Source organism: Enterococcus sp. DIV0755b, from assembly GCF_051713765.1.
Classification (GTDB): domain Bacteria; phylum Bacillota; class Bacilli; order Lactobacillales; family Enterococcaceae; genus Enterococcus_C; species Enterococcus_C canintestini.
In genome coordinates, this window is record NZ_JBIOQN010000001.1 from 1182501 (window position 1) to 1199667 (window position 17167).

Annotated in this window: 14 protein-coding genes and 1 tRNA gene (1 of these 15 running past the window's edge); 12 read left to right on the forward strand and 3 right to left on the reverse strand. The window is 36.3% G+C overall.

Annotated features, from left to right (window positions below; genetic code table 11):
• On the reverse strand, window positions 1-720 hold the 5' portion of the coding sequence (locus tag IGI65_RS05620; RefSeq protein ID WP_438773511.1) for a serine hydrolase domain-containing protein. Its footprint begins 498 nt before the window's first position; the window shows 720 of its 1218 coding nt (coding positions 1-720); it begins with the start codon at window positions 718-720; the stop codon falls past the left edge of the window.
• A gap of 133 nt (window positions 721-853) precedes the next feature.
• On the opposite strand from IGI65_RS05620, the gene IGI65_RS05625 reads away from it, so the two are divergent.
• From IGI65_RS05625 to IGI65_RS05650, 6 genes are all read left to right on the forward strand, one after another.
• A tRNA-Asn gene (locus IGI65_RS05625) sits at window positions 854-927 on the forward strand.
• Window positions 928-1240: 313 nt separating this feature from the next.
• On the forward strand, window positions 1241-2230 hold the full coding sequence (locus IGI65_RS05630) for an acyltransferase family protein (protein ID WP_438773512.1): 990 nt from the start codon (window positions 1241-1243) through the stop codon (window positions 2228-2230).
• 178 nt (window positions 2231-2408) lie between these two features.
• Window positions 2409-3737 (forward strand): C1 family peptidase, encoded by a 1329-nt coding sequence (locus IGI65_RS05635; RefSeq protein WP_438773513.1) that lies wholly within the window; start codon window positions 2409-2411, stop codon window positions 3735-3737.
• Window positions 3738-3970: 233 nt separating this feature from the next.
• Window positions 3971-4753: a tyrosine-protein phosphatase gene (locus IGI65_RS05640; protein ID WP_438773514.1), complete on the forward strand. Its 783-nt coding sequence runs from the start codon at window positions 3971-3973 to the stop codon at window positions 4751-4753.
• Window positions 4754-4772: 19 nt separating this feature from the next.
• Window positions 4773-5609: a fructosamine kinase family protein gene (locus IGI65_RS05645; RefSeq protein WP_071865420.1), complete on the forward strand. Its 837-nt coding sequence runs from the start codon at window positions 4773-4775 to the stop codon at window positions 5607-5609.
• A 35-nt stretch (window positions 5610-5644) separates the two neighbouring features.
• Window positions 5645-6391 (forward strand): acyl-ACP thioesterase domain-containing protein, encoded by a 747-nt coding sequence (locus tag IGI65_RS05650; RefSeq protein ID WP_438773515.1) that lies wholly within the window; start codon window positions 5645-5647, stop codon window positions 6389-6391.
• Between the two features lie 149 nt (window positions 6392-6540).
• Here the strand turns inward: IGI65_RS05650 and IGI65_RS05655 are convergent, their stop codons facing one another.
• The gene (locus tag IGI65_RS05655) at window positions 6541-7509 is read right to left on the reverse strand and encodes an asparaginase (protein WP_071865422.1); all 969 of its coding nucleotides are present in this window, start codon (window positions 7507-7509) and stop codon (window positions 6541-6543) included.
• Window positions 7510-7678: 169 nt separating this feature from the next.
• Here IGI65_RS05655 and IGI65_RS05660 point away from each other — a divergent pair, with 169 nt between their 5' ends.
• Together IGI65_RS05660 and IGI65_RS05665 are read left to right on the forward strand one after the other, a co-directional pair.
• Complete coding sequence (locus tag IGI65_RS05660) at window positions 7679-8515, forward strand: Cof-type HAD-IIB family hydrolase (RefSeq protein WP_438773516.1); 837 nt, start codon at window positions 7679-7681, stop codon at window positions 8513-8515.
• Window positions 8516-8549: 34 nt separating this feature from the next.
• Window positions 8550-9071, forward strand: coding sequence for an HAD family hydrolase (locus tag IGI65_RS05665; RefSeq protein WP_438773517.1), 522 nt, complete (start codon window positions 8550-8552; stop codon window positions 9069-9071).
• 81 nt (window positions 9072-9152) lie between these two features.
• Here the strand turns inward: IGI65_RS05665 and IGI65_RS05670 are convergent, their stop codons facing one another.
• Window positions 9153-10502, reverse strand: coding sequence for an aspartate kinase (locus IGI65_RS05670; RefSeq protein WP_071865425.1), 1350 nt, complete (start codon window positions 10500-10502; stop codon window positions 9153-9155).
• A gap of 476 nt (window positions 10503-10978) precedes the next feature.
• On the opposite strand from IGI65_RS05670, the gene ezrA reads away from it, so the two are divergent.
• The 4 genes from ezrA (at window position 10979) to IGI65_RS05690 (ending at window position 17167) form a co-directional block, all read left to right on the forward strand.
• The gene (ezrA, locus tag IGI65_RS05675) at window positions 10979-12703 is read left to right on the forward strand and encodes a septation ring formation regulator EzrA (protein ID WP_438773518.1); all 1725 of its coding nucleotides are present in this window, start codon (window positions 10979-10981) and stop codon (window positions 12701-12703) included.
• A gap of 216 nt (window positions 12704-12919) precedes the next feature.
• Window positions 12920-14062 carry a cysteine desulfurase family protein gene (locus IGI65_RS05680; RefSeq protein WP_071865427.1) on the forward strand — a complete coding sequence of 381 codons (1143 nt, stop codon included), beginning with the start codon at window positions 12920-12922 and terminating at the stop codon, window positions 14060-14062.
• Window positions 14063-14079: 17 nt separating this feature from the next.
• Complete coding sequence (gene thiI, locus IGI65_RS05685; protein ID WP_438773519.1) at window positions 14080-15291, forward strand: tRNA uracil 4-sulfurtransferase ThiI; 1212 nt, start codon at window positions 14080-14082, stop codon at window positions 15289-15291.
• Between the two features lie 343 nt (window positions 15292-15634).
• Window positions 15635-17167: a SpaH/EbpB family LPXTG-anchored major pilin gene (locus tag IGI65_RS05690; RefSeq protein WP_438773520.1), complete on the forward strand. Its 1533-nt coding sequence runs from the start codon at window positions 15635-15637 to the stop codon at window positions 17165-17167.

The window sequence follows — 17167 nt, forward strand, 5'->3', positions numbered from 1 at the left end:
GGTAATTTGTCGTAAAATACCTGCTAATAATACGTAGTTTACAGGTGAATAAAAAAAGCGACCGCTGTATTTGATTTGCGCATTATTCACAGCAAAATTTACGACTTCCGCTTCATTTTTAACACTTAAAGGAATCTCCGGTAGCGCAAGGCCAGAAGTCATATGCAACATCTGTTTAATCGTGATATTTTCGCTACCATAAATTTGTGGGAAAAATTGGCTTAATGGTGTATCTAAAGTTAAACGACCTGCTTCAATTTGTTTATAGATTAAAGTAGCAGTTAAACTTTTTTGAACGGAACCTATTTGGTAAAGAGAAGCAACACTATTGCGTTTTTGATTTGCAAAGTCTTGATAGCCATAGCCTTGTTGCAAAATAATCTGACCGTTTTTAACTATTAGCGCAGTTCCGACAAAATTTTCCAATTTTAACCGTGTGTCAAAAGATTCTCCACTTGGTGCTAGTAAATCTTTACTTAGATTTTGATACTCAGCTGCAGATAAAGCAGATGTAATCGTTTCGTTGTTGTTTGTTTCATTTTCTGAGTAACTTGAACTGGTAGTGCTTTGCTCTGATGTATTTTCGGTGGTACTCGCTGTGGCAAAGAAAAGACCTTCTCGATTGCCATAAAGCCAATAGCCTAATCCGCCGACGATTAATACTAAAATCAAAGGAAATATAAATCGATTTTTCTTACTTTTAAAGTGACGTCCCCGCATAATTCTACCTCCAAAATTCAATTTATTTTACTCGTCTTTTTAGAAAAAGAAAAGTATTTTAAAAAAAGTGGAGAAAAAGTTTAAATTAATCTTGCGAAAATTTAAAAGAATTGCTATCATATTGTTACAGTATTCCGGCATAGCTCAGTTGGTAGTAGCGCATGACTGTTAATCATGATGTCGTAGGTTCGAGTCCTACTGCCGGAGTTTAGCTCTCGCTTTATGCGAGAGCTTTTTTTTGTGCTTTTGGAATCTTTTTCAGGTGTGAGAGGGTTAATAATTCATGCTTTTTATCGCTTTATTTTATGTCATAAAAGTTCTTTAGCGTATGGGTTTCCAGTTTTTTTGTGCGATAAAAGAACTTTAGCAATGACACTTTGTAATGGCGTAGTTCTTTTTGTAAAATGCTTGTTAAACAAATGAAAACCTCTTTAAAGGTAAGCTTAAGGTTTATTTGTTATCCTTTTTGTAGTGATAATTACGTTTGTAATGTAAAGGACTAGAGGAGGATATTAAGAATATGAAGCAGCGATTGGCTTTTTTTGACAATGCAAAATTCATTTTAATGATTCTGGTTGTCTTTACCCATTTATTAGAGCCATTTATTGAGGACTGGCAGGGATATCATAATCTTTACTATTTCATCTTTATTTTTCATATGCCAGCGTTTATTTTGATTGCGGGCTATTTTTCGAAGGGATTGCAAAAGGGGAATCTTAATAAAGTAATAAAGAAAACCTTACTGCCTTATCTAATTTTTCAGCTGATATATTCCAGTTACTATGCTTTGATTGGTCTAGAAGATAGTTTTTCATGGAATCTGTTGCTACCAAACTGGTCATTATGGTTTTTAGTTAGCCTTTTTTGTTGGCAATGTTCCTTAACACTATTTAAAAAAATGTCGCCACTTATTGCGATTACTGTAAGTATTCTTTTAGCTTTACTGGCAGGGTATTTACCGTTTATTGATCGAAATCTGGCAATGCAGCGGACTTTTGTATTTTTACCTTTCTTTTTAATTGGGAATTATTTTTCTTGGGAAAAATTAGTGGCAATACGGCAAAGCCAGCGCTACTCTTTTGCATTAGTTGGATTTGGTAGTATCTTTGCTTTTATAAGTCAATTTGAAACGTTTAATAAATATTTGGTATTTGGTTCAAAACCTTATGCAGATTTTCTTAGTGATCCCCAATTAGGCGCTTTTATTCGTTTACTGGTGCTCGTTTTAGGCTTTGTTGGAATATTGTCGTTTTTACTTATCATACCAAGACAAAAGACGTTCTATTCGGATTTGGGGCGCAATACTTTGACAGTCTATTTATTACAAGGTTTTGTGGTCAAAGGATTACGTGCGTTAAATATTGCTGAATTTAATCTAGGTTTTGTCGGTTTTATCAGCTTACTTATCTTTAGTGTCGCTTTAACATTTGTGCTTGCCTCACCTAAATGGCAAGAATTTTATACAAATTTTCAAGAAAAGTTTCGCAAAAAAATCCGACAACAATTATAAAAATAGCAAGATGAAAAATTGCGCTTTTTTGTCCGACACTTAGATAAAGAAGTAGAAGAAATATCAGGAAAAGTGCAATAGAAAATAAAATTGTCAGAATTTTCCCATCAGTTGTAATTTTCTGGTGGCAGGAGTAAAATAAAAAAGTATGTTATTTCAATGTGAGAGGATGAAGAAAATGTCAGCAATCGACAAAGAATTGACAGCCAAATTTGCTGCTACCTTTAAAGAAAACAACAAACAAAACGCATTACAACGAGGGGTAGTAAAAAACGGCATTAGCGCTTCAGCGGAAAATATGAGCGCCCATGTAAATAATGTGCCGGTTTTTTCAGTTGATCTTGCAACTGGGAAAGTCGCCAACCAAATGCAATCCGGTCGGTGCTGGATGTTTGCCGCATTAAACACTTTCCGTCATAAAATGTTGAACGCTTTTAATTTAAAGGATTTTGAATTGTCCCAAAACTATACTTTTTTCTGGGATAAATACGAAAAAGCTAACTACTTTTATGAAAATATTTTGGCTACTGCCTCAGAAGAATTGACAAGTCGTAAAGTGGCATTTCTTTTGCAGACACCCCAACAAGATGGCGGACAATGGGATATGATTGTTTCAATCTTTGAAAAATATGGTGTGGTGCCAAAGACAGCTATGCCAGAAAGCAGTAACTCTTCTAATTCACGGGATTTGAATAACTATTTAAATAAAAAATTACGTAAAGATGCCGTTACATTGCGGAAATTAGTCGCTGCTGGTAAAGATGCTAGTGAAATTCAAAGCGCTAAAGAAAAAATGTTAGAAGAAGTCTATAACTTTTTAGCTATTTCTTTAGGTAACCCACCAGAAACTTTTGATTTTGAATATCGTGATGAAGAAAAAAATTATCATTTAGATCAAAATCTTACACCACAAAGTTTTTATGAAAAATATGTCGGAGTAAATCTAAATGACTATGTCAGCATTATTAATGCGCCAACTGCAGATAAACCTTACAACCAATCTTATACAGTGGAAATGTTAGGCAATGTCGTAGGTGGAAAAGAAGTGAAATATCTAAATGTAGATATGACTACTTTCAAAAAATTGGCAGTTGCACAACTTGAACAAGGAGAATCTGTTTGGTTTGGCTGTGATGTTGGTCAATCTTCAACTCGTGATTCTGGTATTATGGCAATGGATGCTTATGATATGAATGACTTGTTTGATATTGATTTTACAATGACTAAAGCTGAACGTTTAGACTTTGGTGAAAGTTTGATGACTCACGCGATGGTCTTAACCGGTGTTGATGTTGTAGCAGGTCAATCAACAAAATGGAAAGTAGAAAACAGTTGGGGCGAAAAAGTTGGCACTAAAGGTTTCTTTGTGATGAGTGATGAATGGATGGATGAATATACTTACCAAATCGTTGTCCGTAAAGACTTGTTAACAGCAGAGCAATTGGCAGCTTATGAAAAAGCACCAACCGTTTTAGCACCTTGGGATCCAATGGGCGCATTGGCGTAGTAGTGGTGATAGTCCTCTAAAGATCTGCGGGACAAAATGGGCACAAAAGTTTTAAATGAATAATTTTTGGGACTGGATTTTGTCAATTTTGGCAATAATCTAGTCCTTTTTTAAAGAAAAAACCAGTTAAGCTATTCAATTTGAAGACGGTCTTTTTAATTTTCTGTTATACTTTTTATTAAATAAGAAGACGAGCTAAATTTGCCCAGTCATTTAAAAGGAGGCAGAAAAAGATGGTAAAAATTATTCCATTAGAAAAAGCAGAAAATGTCCGTGATTTAGGCGGGTACAAAACCCCAAATGGGACGGTAAAGTTTAACAAAGTAGTACGAGGTGCGAGTCTATCTGATTTATCAGTACGTGATCGAGAAGCGTTACAACAATACGGTGTAATAGATGTTGTGGACTTTCGCTCGCCTAGCGAAGCCAAAGATGCACCAGATAAAAAAATCCCAACAGCAAAAGAGTATTTTTTGCCTGTATTTGGTCATGATGAAACTAAAGCGTCAATTTCACCGCAAGAACTTTTGAAACAATTGGAACAAGGGATGACAGCTCAAGCTCAAATGATAAAAGTTTATCGTCACTTTATTGAAGATGAGCATGCGAAAAAAGCTTACCAAGAATTTTTACAAATTCTTTTGGCTAATAGTGATGAGCAAAAAAGTGTCCTTTTCCATTGTACAGCTGGAAAGGATCGAACGGGCTTTGGTGCTGCTTTAGTATTGGATTTACTTGGCGTAGAGCAACAAACGATTATGACAGATTATCTAGCTACCAACCAATATTTAAATGATCGCATAGCCAACATGACGGCAGCAGCTAAAAAACAAGGCGCGCCTGAACTGCTGGTAAATGGGATCGAAGCGTTAATGAAGGCAGATGAGTCGTATTTAAATGAAAGTTATACAGCAGCTAGAGAACATTATGGTAGCTTAACAAACTATGCAAAAGAAGGTTTAGGGTTTACAACTGGTGAAATCAGCGATTTACAAAAATTGTATCTAACCAAATAGAAGTAAGGAGTGGATGAAGATGTTACCAAAAGAAATCTTAGCTTCATTGGCACCTGATGGTAAGGCGATTCCAATTGCTGGCGGTGATGTTAATCAAAACTACCGGATTGTAACGGATGAAAATAATTACTTTTTAAAGTTTCATCCGGGGATTGAGGAAACTTTTTTTCAAGCTGAAATCAATGGTCTAAAAGAATTGGCTGATTTTGTCCGTGTGCCGCAAGTGTATAATTGGGGTCAAACTGCTGAGGGTTCTTATTTGGTTATGGAATGGATTGAGCCTGGAGAAGGTAGTCAAGAAGAGCTAGCGGCAACTTTGAGTACGCTTCATCACCATACGCAAGAGTTATTTGGTTTTTATGAAGATAATTATATTGGCGTTTTACCACAAGTGAATGCCCAAACAAATAATTGGGTAAATTATTTTTTAACTTGCCGCTTGGATGTGCAAGTGGAATTAGCAAAGCTTCATAATGTATGGAATCCAGTCCGAGAGGAGCAATATTTGCGCTTAAAAGAAGTAATCTATGAAAATTGGCAAAAGCGAGAAGTTGCGCCGAGCTTATTACATGGTGATTTTTGGAGTGGTAATTATTTCTTTGATAAAATGGGACAGCCTGTTTTGATTGATCCGGCTGTTTCATATGGCGATCGTGAAATGGATCTGGCTATGGCTCAACTTTTTGGTGGGTTTCGGGCAGAATTTTTTCAAACTTATCAAGATTTATTTCCACTTGCAACTGGTTGGGAGCAACGGCAACCCATTTATCAACTATATTATTTACTTGTACATTTAAATCAGTTTGGCGAAAGTTACGGCAAGCAAGTGGATGAAATTTTGCAACGTTTTAACTAGCTAAATTGAGGTGGCAAATTTAGGAGGAATTTTTTGTGGCAGTAAAATATAGCCGCAACCATGAAGTGGCTTATTATGAATGTGATGTCAATCAAACAATGACATTTCCAGCTATGATTGGTGTGGCAATCAAAACATCAGAAGAACAAAGTGATGCGTTAAATCGGAGTGCCGAGTTTATTCATCGCTTTGGCTTAACTTGGGTTATCACCAACTATCATTTTCAAATTCAACGTTTACCAAAAGTTGGCGAAAAAATTCAAATTACCACCCAAGCAATGGAATACAACAAATATTTTTGCTATCGGAATTTTTGGTTTCACGATGAAGAAGGTAATGAACTGCTTATGATTGAATCTGTTTTTGTCCTGATGGATATTGAAAATAGAAAAATGGCAAGTGTACCAGAAGAAATCATCGCACCTTTTGAAAGTGAAAAAATTAAGCGTATTAAACGTTTTAAAGCTATTCCGAAAATTTCAGATGGAAAAAGTTTACCTTATCGCGTAAGGTTTTATGATATTGACAGTAACCAGCATGTCAACAATGCCATGTATTTCAATTGGATGATTGATGTATTAGGTTTTGATTTTTTGACGACCCATGTTCCTTATGAAGTAAATATTCGTTTTGACAAAGAAGTGGAATATGGCAATGAAGTGATGAGCCATTTTGAAATTGTAACAGATAATGGGATTGAAAGTCGTCATGAAATTAGAATTGGTGAACAACTTTACTGTGAAGCAAATATTTTGTGGCAAACAAAAGAAGTAGAAAAATAGCTAGTGGTACAAGTTTTATTAGGAATACTATCAATAAAATAGCATTTTAGCTAAGTAAACCGGATTATGACAAACATAAGTGTGATATGTCATAATCCGGTTTATTGTCTAAAACTAATTATTTTAGTCTGATTTTATTTATTAATTGGTTATTGTTCAATAAAAGCTTTTAATTCTGCGGTTGTTAGTTGCCGGTTTTTGGCAATTAGTAATTTTAAGCGGGCTTTTTGCGAATTAATGCTGTTGGCAAAAATAATACCCATTTTTTGTAATTGTGCACCACCGCCTTCATAATCATAAACGGCTTCTGCAATGCCGTTAAAACAGCGGGAGACTAATACGATTGGAACTTTTTGCGCTAATAGTTTTTTCAATGGCGGAATGGTATCAGGGGGTAAGTTGCCAGCGCCTAATGCTTCAATGACAAGCCCATCAATGTTACTTTGAGCCAATGCTTCAAATAATTCTCCGTGCATCCCCGCATAAGCTTTTACAATTGGAATCATCCCAGTGACGGTATCGACATCAATGTGAGTAGTTGGTAAAACTTCCTGCATAAAAATAATCCGACTTTTGGTAACTAATCCGACTGGACCTAAAGTTGGGGTGCGAAAAGTTGCAACATTGGTTGTATGGGTTTTTGTCACATAACGAGCGGAATGAATTTCGTCATTCATCACTACTAAAACACCTTTTTCTTTGGCTTCATCACAAGCGGCCACACGAATAGCGGTCACAAAATTATAAAGCCCATCGCTACCGAGTTCGTTACTAGATCGCATTGCCCCGGTAAGAACAATCGGTAACAAGTTACCAATGGTAGTATCGAGGAAAAAAGCTGTTTCTTCTAACGTATCTGTACCATGGGTAATAACCACACCGTCATAACCACTTAATTTAGCATCTTGAATGCGTTCTTTTAGCTGCAACATTTCCACTGGCGTCATATGGGGACTAGGTAAATTAAAAATATCTTCTACCACTAAGTTGATATTAGCGGGAATTTCTAAATTGGCATCCATTAATGGATTGGCCACATCAGGGCTGACACCACCGGTTAAACGGTCTTCTTTCATAGCAATTGTGCCACCTGTGTGTAAGACTAATAGATTTTTCATACTGCATTTCCTTTCATACTTTGAAATAGGAATAAGTTTTACAGTGTTTATTGTAGCGGATTGCTACTAGATAAACTAGAGCGAAAAAAGATATTTTGATTTTATAAAATAGAGATTTGTCCACTCTTTGTGGTAAACTAAAATGTAGTAAAATGAAAAGGGATAGGATATGATTAAAGCAATTTTTTTTGATATAGATGGGACTCTTTTAGCCGATAATGGAAAAGTCTTATCCAGCACAAAAGAAGCCATTAAAAAAGCGCAGGCAAAAAATATTTACGTAGGTGTAGCGACTGGACGTGATCCAGTGAAGGTTAAAGAACTTTTAGATGACGTTGGTTTGGATATGTTTGTTACTTATAATGGTCAATTAGTTTACACGCCAAAACAAACCATTTTTGCGCAATCGTTTAAGCCTGCTGTTTTAGAAGAGGTGACGCAGTTTGCGGATGCTCACAATCGCTCGATTAATTTTGGGACAAGAAATGAAGTTGCTGGGAGTCGTTTGATGCGGATTGGTCAGTCTGCCGTTGTGCAGCGGCTAGCGCGTTTTATTCCCCGCCGGTTTCCGGTTAAAACGATGCAAAATGTGATGCAAGCTGTCAGTTTTTATAAAAAAGATGATCATTATGAAAAGATGAGTATTTTAAATCAGCCAATCTACCAATGTATGATGTTAAGTCCTGAATCTGAAACGGAGCTTTTGCAAAAAGAACTGCCTAATTGTGGGTTTCATCGTTCCAATTCTTTTTCAGTCGATATTGTGCCAAAAGGTGGCTCTAAGCTAAAAGGCATTGAAGTCTTTTTGCAACATAAAGGGATTGCGGCATCTGAAGCGATGGCTTTTGGCGATCACTACAACGATATTTCAATGTTAAAAGGCGTAGGAATTGGTGTGGCGATGGGAAATGCCAAACGAATCACAAAAGAAGCAGCAAGCTACGTCACAGATACCAATAATCACAATGGAATCGCACAAGCATTGCGCTATTATCATATTATCTAATTAAGAGTAAGCAAATGAGTAGGAGTTTCAGTCGATGACAAAACCGTATGAGATGGCCCAAGAATTTCATCAAATTTTTGATGCGCGCATTCCCCAGACACCGACGGCTTTTTCTTTAGAAGAAGCGACATTTCGCGCGGGCTTTAAAATAGAAGAATTAATTGAATTTTTATATGCAAGTACCCAAGACGAAGAAAAATTTCAGCTAGCTGTAAAAAAACTTCATGATGAAGTTGACACGGCAGTCCATAAAATTTTAACAAAATCTCGTGATAAAAAACATTCTGACACGCTAGTCGGGCAGGTGGATGCCTTAGTCGATTTACTTTATTTAACTTATGGTTCATTTGCGTTAATGGGAATTGACCCCGAACCGATGATGGAAATTGTCCATGAGGCTAATATGAAAAAACTTTTTCCAGATGGGAAACCACATTATGATCCAATCACAAATAAAGTGTTAAAACCGGCAAACTGGCAAGCTTTATATGCCCCAGAAGCAAAAATTGCAGCGGAATTAGAACGACAAAAAAACAGCGTTAAACGTGAAAACTGAGCCGACCCCCAAAAGTTAGACCAAAAAGTCTAACTTTTGGGGGTCACTTCACTAATTTACGTTTGGTGCTGTTTTTTTTATTTAGTCAAAAAAAGTATAATAAAGAGTCCGAATAGCGAGTTTTTCTTGTTCTTTATGAATGCCAAACATAATACTAACTTCAGATGATCCCTGGTTAATCATTTCCAAGTTGATTTTTTTGCGGGCTAAAGCAGCGGTGCTTTCGGCAGTACAACCTACTCGTTGGCGCATGCCTTCTCCTACGACCATAATCATCGAAAGGTCATGGGTGATGCGTAATTCATCAGGATCAATTTCATAAGCTAGCGTACGTAGCAGTTCTTCTTCTAATGTTTTATCCAATTGATTGGCCCGTAAGACAATTGAAATATCATCAATTCCAGAAGGCATGTGTTCATAACTTAAGCCAAAATCTTCTAAAATACTTAAAACCCGGCGCGTAAAACCAATCTCTCTATTCATCAAATATTTATTAATATAAATCATAGTAAAGCCTTCATCACTAGCAATTCCTACGACCGGATTGTCGGTTGCATGGCGGGAATTGGTGATTTTTGTACCTTGGCAGTGGGGATTGTTAGTATTTTTGATGACAACTGGAATTTTAGCCCGATAAGATGGCATGAGCGCTTCGTCGTGGAAAACGGTAAAACCAGCATAGGCTAATTCACGCATTTCGCGATAAGTTAACTCTTTAATAATTTCTGGTTTATGAATATAGCCGGGATGGGCCGCATAAATACCATCCACGTCAGTGAAATTTTCATATAAATCAGCTTTTACCCCAGCAGCGACAATCGAGCCGGTAATATCAGAACCGCCTCGAGAAAAAGTACAGACTTGACCGCCTTCTGTGTAACCAAAAAAACCAGGGATAATTAAGATCTCTTTTGTATCGGCCCACTGTTTCATTTTTTGATAAGCTTTAAATAAAATCCGCGCATTTCCCGGTTCACTGGAAACGATAATGCCAAAATCTTTAGGATTAACATAGCGGGCATTCATGCCTTTAGCCTGTAAAATACCGGCGATTAATTTGGCGTTATTATCTTCTCCGCTGGCGACAATCTCATCTTTTAAAAATTCATTGCCTGCCACAGGAAGAGAGGCCAATTTTTCTAAATGCGTTTTAATCTCTACCAAGATTCTTTCATCGACATGAAATGCTTTAGCAATCGATTGATACCGTTCAACAATTGTTGCAATTAAATCACCAACATCAAGACCTTTTATTTTGGCTTCATAAAACGCAATCAGGTGGTCTGTCACTTTAGTATCTTCTTGGTCTCGTTTACCAGGAGCAGATACTACCACGAATTTTCTAGTTGGATCAGCGCCAATAATTTCGATGACTTTTTGAACTTGCTGGGCAGAAGCCAGTGAACTTCCGCCAAATTTCACTACTTTCATCATAGTATCTCCCTTTTTTGTTGGTTTAGTAGCAAATGATATAATAACCGATTTGCTACATTTTACAGTGCCGTTTTATTTCGTAAAGCAAAGCGAGTTTACTAACCAATAAAATCGCGTTTAAGTGTTAGGCTGTAATTATTTCTTATAAGGTTACAAAAATCTGCTATAAAAAGCAAGGTTTATTGCTAAATGGCTCACAAACTAAAATTGTCAAAAAAAGATTTTTAAGAGTTTATAAAGAGTTTTTTTGTCCAGCGCTTGTGAAAACCGACTTCTGAAAAAAATTGTAAAGATTTTGCTATTCTTTAGTGCCAGTCTTTTTTCTTTGTGTTATAATCTAGCGTAGATGTCTTCTGGACTGATTGTCATTGTTCAATTACTATAGTAGAAAAATTATAGTATTTTAGATAAGAAAAAAAGCTGTCAGGCAGCATATAATACTGATATTTATTTTGAAAGTGGAGGAACCATCAATGGGAAGTAGTAATGTAGTCATTGGAATAGTCATCGCCATTATTGTGGTGACAGCGATCTTGTATCTGATCAGTTATTTCATGAGAAAGAAAAATCAGGAACGCTTACAAGCACTAGAAGATCGTAGGGAGAAGCTTTTTGATCTACCGGTCTTAGAAGAAGTTGACGATGTTAAGAAGATGCATTTGGTGGGACAAAGCCAAAATACTTTCCGGGAATGGAATCAAAAATGGAATGATATCTCTACTTCTTCTTTTGCAGAACTTGAAAGTCAAATTTTCGAAGTTGAAAGTTTAAATGAAACATTCCGTTTCTTTAAAGCTAAAAACGCGATTGTCGATGCAGAACAAACCATGGATACAATGGAAAAAGAAGTGGCAGAGATTCGCGATGGCTTAAAAGAATTACGCGAAAGCGAAGAACGCAATTCACTAGAAGTTCAAAAAGCTTTGGATGTTTATGAAGACTTGAAGAAGAACTTGCGGGAGCAAGGGGAAGAATTCGGTCCTGCTTATTCAGAGTTACAAAAGCAAATTAAAAATATTGAAATTGAATTTACTCAGTTTGTAACATTAAATACTTCAGGAGATCCAGTTGAAGCGCGGGAAGTCTTAGATAGTGCTGAAAAGCATACTTATGAGTTAGAAGATCGGATGAAACGCATCCCAGCGGCTTACGAAGAATTAAATAAAACTTTCCCAGATCAATTAAAAGAAATTCAAGATGGCTACAAAAAACTTTTAGAAGATCATTACGTTTTCCCAGAAGAAAACTTCCAAGCAGAAATTGACCGTGTGAAAAAACGTGTCGAAACGTCGATGGGAGATTTAGAAAAAACAGAAGTTGATACTGTCGAAGTTGCTAACCGTGACACAGCCAGTGGCATTGACTCACTTTACAATGTGATGGAACGTGAAATTAATGCGCGTCGTTACGTGGTTAAAAATAAACCCGTAATTGCCGATTATATTACTCATGCGCACCGCAACAACCATCAATTAATGATTGAAATTGACCATACCGCTCAAAGTTATACTTTAAATCATAATGAATTAGGTCGCGTTCGTGGTTTCCAAAGTGAAATTGATGAATTGACGAAACAAAATAAAGCGTTAGAACCAAAAATGGACGCTCATGAAATCCCATTTTCTGAAGTACAAGCTTTTTATAAAGATGCTTATAAAATTTTAGATGATTTAGAAAATCAACAAGTTGAAATTGACAATGAATTAAGAGAATTACGTAAGGGTGAAAAAGTTGCCCAAGAAAAAGTGGAACAATTTGAATTCCAATTACGCAATTTAAAACGCTTTGTGGAAAAACAACGCTTACCAGGGTTACCAAATGATTACTTGGAATCTTTCTTTATGGCAACTGACCGAGTAGAAGATTTAGGGAAAGCCTTAAATAAAATTCGCGTCAACATGGAAGATGTAAACAAAATCATGAAAAACTGTGAAGCTGACATTAAAGAGTTAGATACACGAACTCATGACTTAGTAGATGCAGCGGCCTTAACTGAACAAATGATGCAATATGCTAATCGCTATCGTCATTCACATGCTGAAATTAAAGCTGCCATTGAAGGTTCATTAGAACTATTTAACAAAGAATACCGTTATCAAGACGCTTTAGACGAAATTGGTGCGGCCTTAGAACGAGTTGAACCAGGTGCTTTCAAACGAATTGAAAACTTCTACTTCAAAAATCGCGATTTAGTCTAAGGAAAAGCGAGTCCAACTGGGCTCGCTTTTTTCTTTACAATGGAAGTTTTTTATAAATAAAAAAGATAAGTTAAAAAGAGCTTCAAAGCTAAACGACCAGCTAACTTTTCTTAGTTGAGAAAAACCGCTCTTTAGGAAAACATAAAGTATGTTACCTTGAAACAAAACCTATGTCCGTTTATAATAGGAAAGAATTTGAAAAGGGGAGTTTTTTTCATGATCTATTTTGATAACAGTGCAACAACCGCTATTGCGCCACTTGCATTGGATGCATATATGAAGACGAGTCAACGTATTATTGGAAATCCTTCTAGTCTACACGATTTAGGTACACAGGCTAATCGTTTATTGCAACAAGCACGTAAACAAATTGCCGATTTGTTATCAGTAGATGCAGGAGAAATTTATTTTACTTCGGGCGGAACAGAAGGAGATAATTGGGTTTTAAAAGGTACTGCCCTTGATAAAAAGGAATTTGGTCGCCATATTATTATCTCTAGTGTCGAACATCCGGCTGTGAGTGAAACCGCGGCTCAACTAGCTGAAAATGGCTTTGAAGTTAGTGTGGCACCGGTCGGAAAAGATGGTTTAGTCGACGTGATGAAATTAAAAGAATTGATCCGTAAAGACACTATTTTAGTTTCTGTGATGGCGGTGAATAACGAAGTCGGAGCAATCCAACCAATTGAAGCTATTAGTGCTGTCTTAGCCGATTATCCTAAAATTCATTTTCATGTCGATGCTGTGCAAGCAATCGGTAAAGTCCCACAAGAAAAATGGCTGACTTCACGGGTAGATTTTGCTACTTTTTCAGCGCATAAATTTCATGGCCCCCGGGGCGTAGGTTTTATTTTTTGGCGTAAAGGACGCCGTATCGCACCACTATTAACCGGCGGAGGACAAGAAAATAATCAACGGAGTGGGACAGAAAATGTCGCCGGAATTGTAGCAACTGCTAAAGCATTACGTTTAACACTTGAAAAAAAAGCAGAGCGACCAGATCATGTTGCAACATTACGGAAATATTTATTTGAAGCCTTAGCAAAATATGAAAAAGTAACAATTTTTAGTGGTGAAAAAGAGTATGCGCCACATATTTTATGTTTTGGGATTAAAGATATTCGTGGTGAAGTTTTAGTTCATGCTTTAGAGGAAAAACAAATTTATGTTTCCACCACAAGTGCTTGTTCGAGTCGAAAACATGTAGCAAGTAGTACATTACATGCGATGAATGTGCCAAGTAATCTTGCCACAACTGCAATTCGGGTTAGTCTGGATGAAAATAATACTATGGCAGAAGTTGAACAATTTTTAATTATCTTTCATCAACTATACCAAAAATTTAGTAAAATCAATTAATAGACAGGAGTTTTATTGTGAATTACACAGAAATTATGGTTCGCTATGGTGAGCTTTCAACTAAAGGCAAAAACCGGCGTAGCTTTATTATGCAATTAGCAGAGAATGTTAAAAGTGCATTGGCTGCTTATCCTAACTTAAAAATTGACGCGCAACGGGATCGGATGCATATCTTATTAAACGGCGAAGATAGCGCGCCTGTAATTGAACGTTTACAAAAAGTTTTCGGTATTCAAAATTTTTCCCCTAGTTTACGGGTTGAAAAAAATCTAGCTGCTATTAAAGACGGAATTGCAGAAATCATGGCTTATGCTTATACGGGGCATGAGAGCTTTAAAATTAATGCGAAACGTTCTGATCACGATTTTGAATTGACGAGTAATGAATTAAATCAAACATTAGGTAGCTACGTTTTTTCTTTGTATCCGGATATTAAAGTACAAATGAAAATGCCAGATATTAATTTACGCGTAGAAATTCGTTTAGATGGCGTTTATTTATCATACGAAACGATTAAAGGTGCCGGTGGTTTGCCAGTTGGAACAAGCGGCAAGGGCATGTTAATGCTTTCTGGTGGCATCGATTCACCAGTAGCTGGATATTTAGCGATGAAACGCGGGGTGGAAATTGAAGCCGTTCATTTTGCTAGTCCACCTTATACAAGTGAACAAGCGCTACAAAAAGCGAAGGATTTAACCGAAAAATTAACACCTTATGGCGGCAATATTCAATTTATTGAAGTTCCTTTTACAGAAATTCAAGAAGAAATCAAAAAGAACGTTCCTCAAGGTTATTGGATGACGTTAACTAGACGAATGATGTTACGTTTAACAGATGCTATCCGTGAGGCACGTAAAGGTTTAGTTATCATTAATGGTGAATCATTAGGTCAAGTCGCTTCGCAAACACTACAAAGTATGGTTGCGATTAATGAAGTCTCAACTACCCCAATTATCCGTCCTGTTGTTACAATGGATAAATTGGAAATTATAGAGATTGCTCAGGCCATTGATACTTTTGAGTTGGCAATTCAACCCTTTGAAGATTGTTGTACTATTTTTGCACCACCACAACCCAAAACACGTCCGAATTTAGATAAAGTACATCATTATGAGAAAGCATTAGATATTGATGGTATGATTACCCGTGCTTTAAGTGGTTTGAAAATCGAAGAAATCACTCCGAATGCAACGGATGAAAAAGAAGCAGAATTTGCGGATTTATTATAAATGGAATTTACCTTAAAATCGGTTGAGGTCGGTTTTCTTTAGCAAATTTGAATAAGGAAACTACAAAGAAAAAGCAGAAATTTCAATCAATCTTAAAAAGATTTTTCCTTAATTTTGCTTGAAATCGCATTTGGATAAAATTAAATAACAATTAGAAAATGATGAAAGAGGCGTGTAGCCTCTTTTTTTGTTTGTAAAAAAACACACAAGCCGTATTGTGAGCTGATTAGCAATGATGAAACCCCTTTTTGCTCACTCAGATATCCTCTGATATGATTAATTTAGGTTAGAAATCCAAAAGAAGAGATGATGAAGTCTAGCTAAAAAAAGGGAGGGAAACAAAATGAAACACAAATCGAAATTGTTTGGTCTGTTGGCAATTATTACGATGTTAGTGCCATTATTTATTGGTGGAATTGTAGGAAGTGCTGCTAGTGAAAGTGAGCCAGAAAAAATTGATATGATTCTTCACAAAAAGGAATTTAATTCTACGCCTGAGGTAATAGAAAATACAGGTGAAGAAATGGATTTTCCTGGTAAAAATTTAAAAGGTGCTGGTTTTACAGCGTTTAATATTACCGATTTTGTTTATGGTTTAATTACAGGTGGAATGGAAAGTGATGCGGCAATTAAAGAAGCTCAAAAAGTAGCATCTATAATTGAGCATGGCGGAAGTGAAGCAATCGGTGGTACCACTTATGATAGTTTTACGAAAATGGGTGCAAAAGTAGGAAGCGAAGTAGTTACAGATGATAATGGCGAAGCTGCTTTCAATGAATTAGCTTATAAAACAAATGGTAAACACAGCGTTTATATGTTTATTGAAACTACCATCCCCGATAATGTTAGTGCTCATGCTGCCCCATTAATTGTTTCATTACCATTGACAAATGATGCGGGTAAATATTTAGAAACAGCTCATCTTTATCCAAAAGATGTAACATTTACCGATGAGAAAAATCTAAATTCTGATGGATTACCAGAAATTAATGTGGAAGGTAATGATAAGTCTAAACACATTTACGGAACTGAAGTAGGAAATGTTCATGATTTTACCTTTACTTTTACAATTCCAGCAAAAATTAAGGATAAAACTTCATATGGCTTTACTGATACACCAGCAGCGGGATTAGAATTAGTTGGCGATGATGCAACAGCTGTTACGATTGCCCCTGTGGCAGGTGGTTCTGATTTAGTTGCAGGTAATCACTATACATTTACTAAAAATAATGATGGCGGCTTTACTGTTGATTTTAACGTTGGTGCAGCTGATGTACAAACTTTAGCAGGTAAAACATTTAAGGCTACTTATAAAATGGTAGTTACAGATGCAGCTGAAGAGTATAAAGAGTTTGGAAATAAAATTACAGTTAAAGTTGGTAATAAAACATATCCCCATGAAGCACCGAAATTAGTTTATGGTGGCTACAAATTTGTTAAAGAAGATCAAAATACCCAAGCAAAATTAGAGGGTGTTGAGTTTGCAGTTACTAAACGTGATGAAGATGTCGATAAGGCATTGAAATTTACACTAGTCAATGGCAAATATGTTCTTGATGAAAACGGATCTACTAAGTTAGTAACAGACGCAAAGGGTGAACTTCATATTGAAGGTTTGGCTTACGGAGAATACGATTTACATGAAACAAAAGCACTTTCAGAATACATTAAGTTAGATAAACCAGTTGCCTTTACAGTTGCTCCAGGTGAAGAAGGTAGTTCTTTGATTCCAGCACAAACAATTAAAAATATTAAAGAAGGTACTTTACCTTCAACTGGTGGTACTGGTATCATTGCATTCTTAGCAGTAGGTGCGGCATTAATGGCAGGCGCATTCATCTGGTATCGTAAATCGAAAGTAAATGAAGAAGTCTAG

What these genes read in the sequence shown, in the direction of transcription:
- ezrA (WP_438773518.1), top strand. Translation starts at nt 10,979, where the DNA reads ATGGGAAGTAGTAATGTAGTCATTGGAATAGTCATCGCCATTATTGTG.
- IGI65_RS05670 (WP_071865425.1), bottom strand. Translation starts at nt 10,502, where the DNA reads ATGAAAGTAGTGAAATTTGGCGGAAGTTCACTGGCTTCTGCCCAGCAA.
- IGI65_RS05630 (WP_438773512.1), top strand. Translation starts at nt 1,241, where the DNA reads ATGAAGCAGCGATTGGCTTTTTTTGACAATGCAAAATTCATTTTAATG.
- IGI65_RS05645 (WP_071865420.1), top strand. Translation starts at nt 4,773, where the DNA reads ATGTTACCAAAAGAAATCTTAGCTTCATTGGCACCTGATGGTAAGGCG.
- IGI65_RS05665 (WP_438773517.1), top strand. Translation starts at nt 8,550, where the DNA reads ATGACAAAACCGTATGAGATGGCCCAAGAATTTCATCAAATTTTTGAT.
- IGI65_RS05635 (WP_438773513.1), top strand. Translation starts at nt 2,409, where the DNA reads ATGTCAGCAATCGACAAAGAATTGACAGCCAAATTTGCTGCTACCTTT.
- IGI65_RS05680 (WP_071865427.1), top strand. Translation starts at nt 12,920, where the DNA reads ATGATCTATTTTGATAACAGTGCAACAACCGCTATTGCGCCACTTGCA.
- IGI65_RS05690 (WP_438773520.1), top strand. Translation starts at nt 15,635, where the DNA reads ATGAAACACAAATCGAAATTGTTTGGTCTGTTGGCAATTATTACGATG.
- IGI65_RS05660 (WP_438773516.1), top strand. Translation starts at nt 7,679, where the DNA reads ATGATTAAAGCAATTTTTTTTGATATAGATGGGACTCTTTTAGCCGAT.
- IGI65_RS05640 (WP_438773514.1), top strand. Translation starts at nt 3,971, where the DNA reads ATGGTAAAAATTATTCCATTAGAAAAAGCAGAAAATGTCCGTGATTTA.
- IGI65_RS05655 (WP_071865422.1), bottom strand. Translation starts at nt 7,509, where the DNA reads ATGAAAAATCTATTAGTCTTACACACAGGTGGCACAATTGCTATGAAA.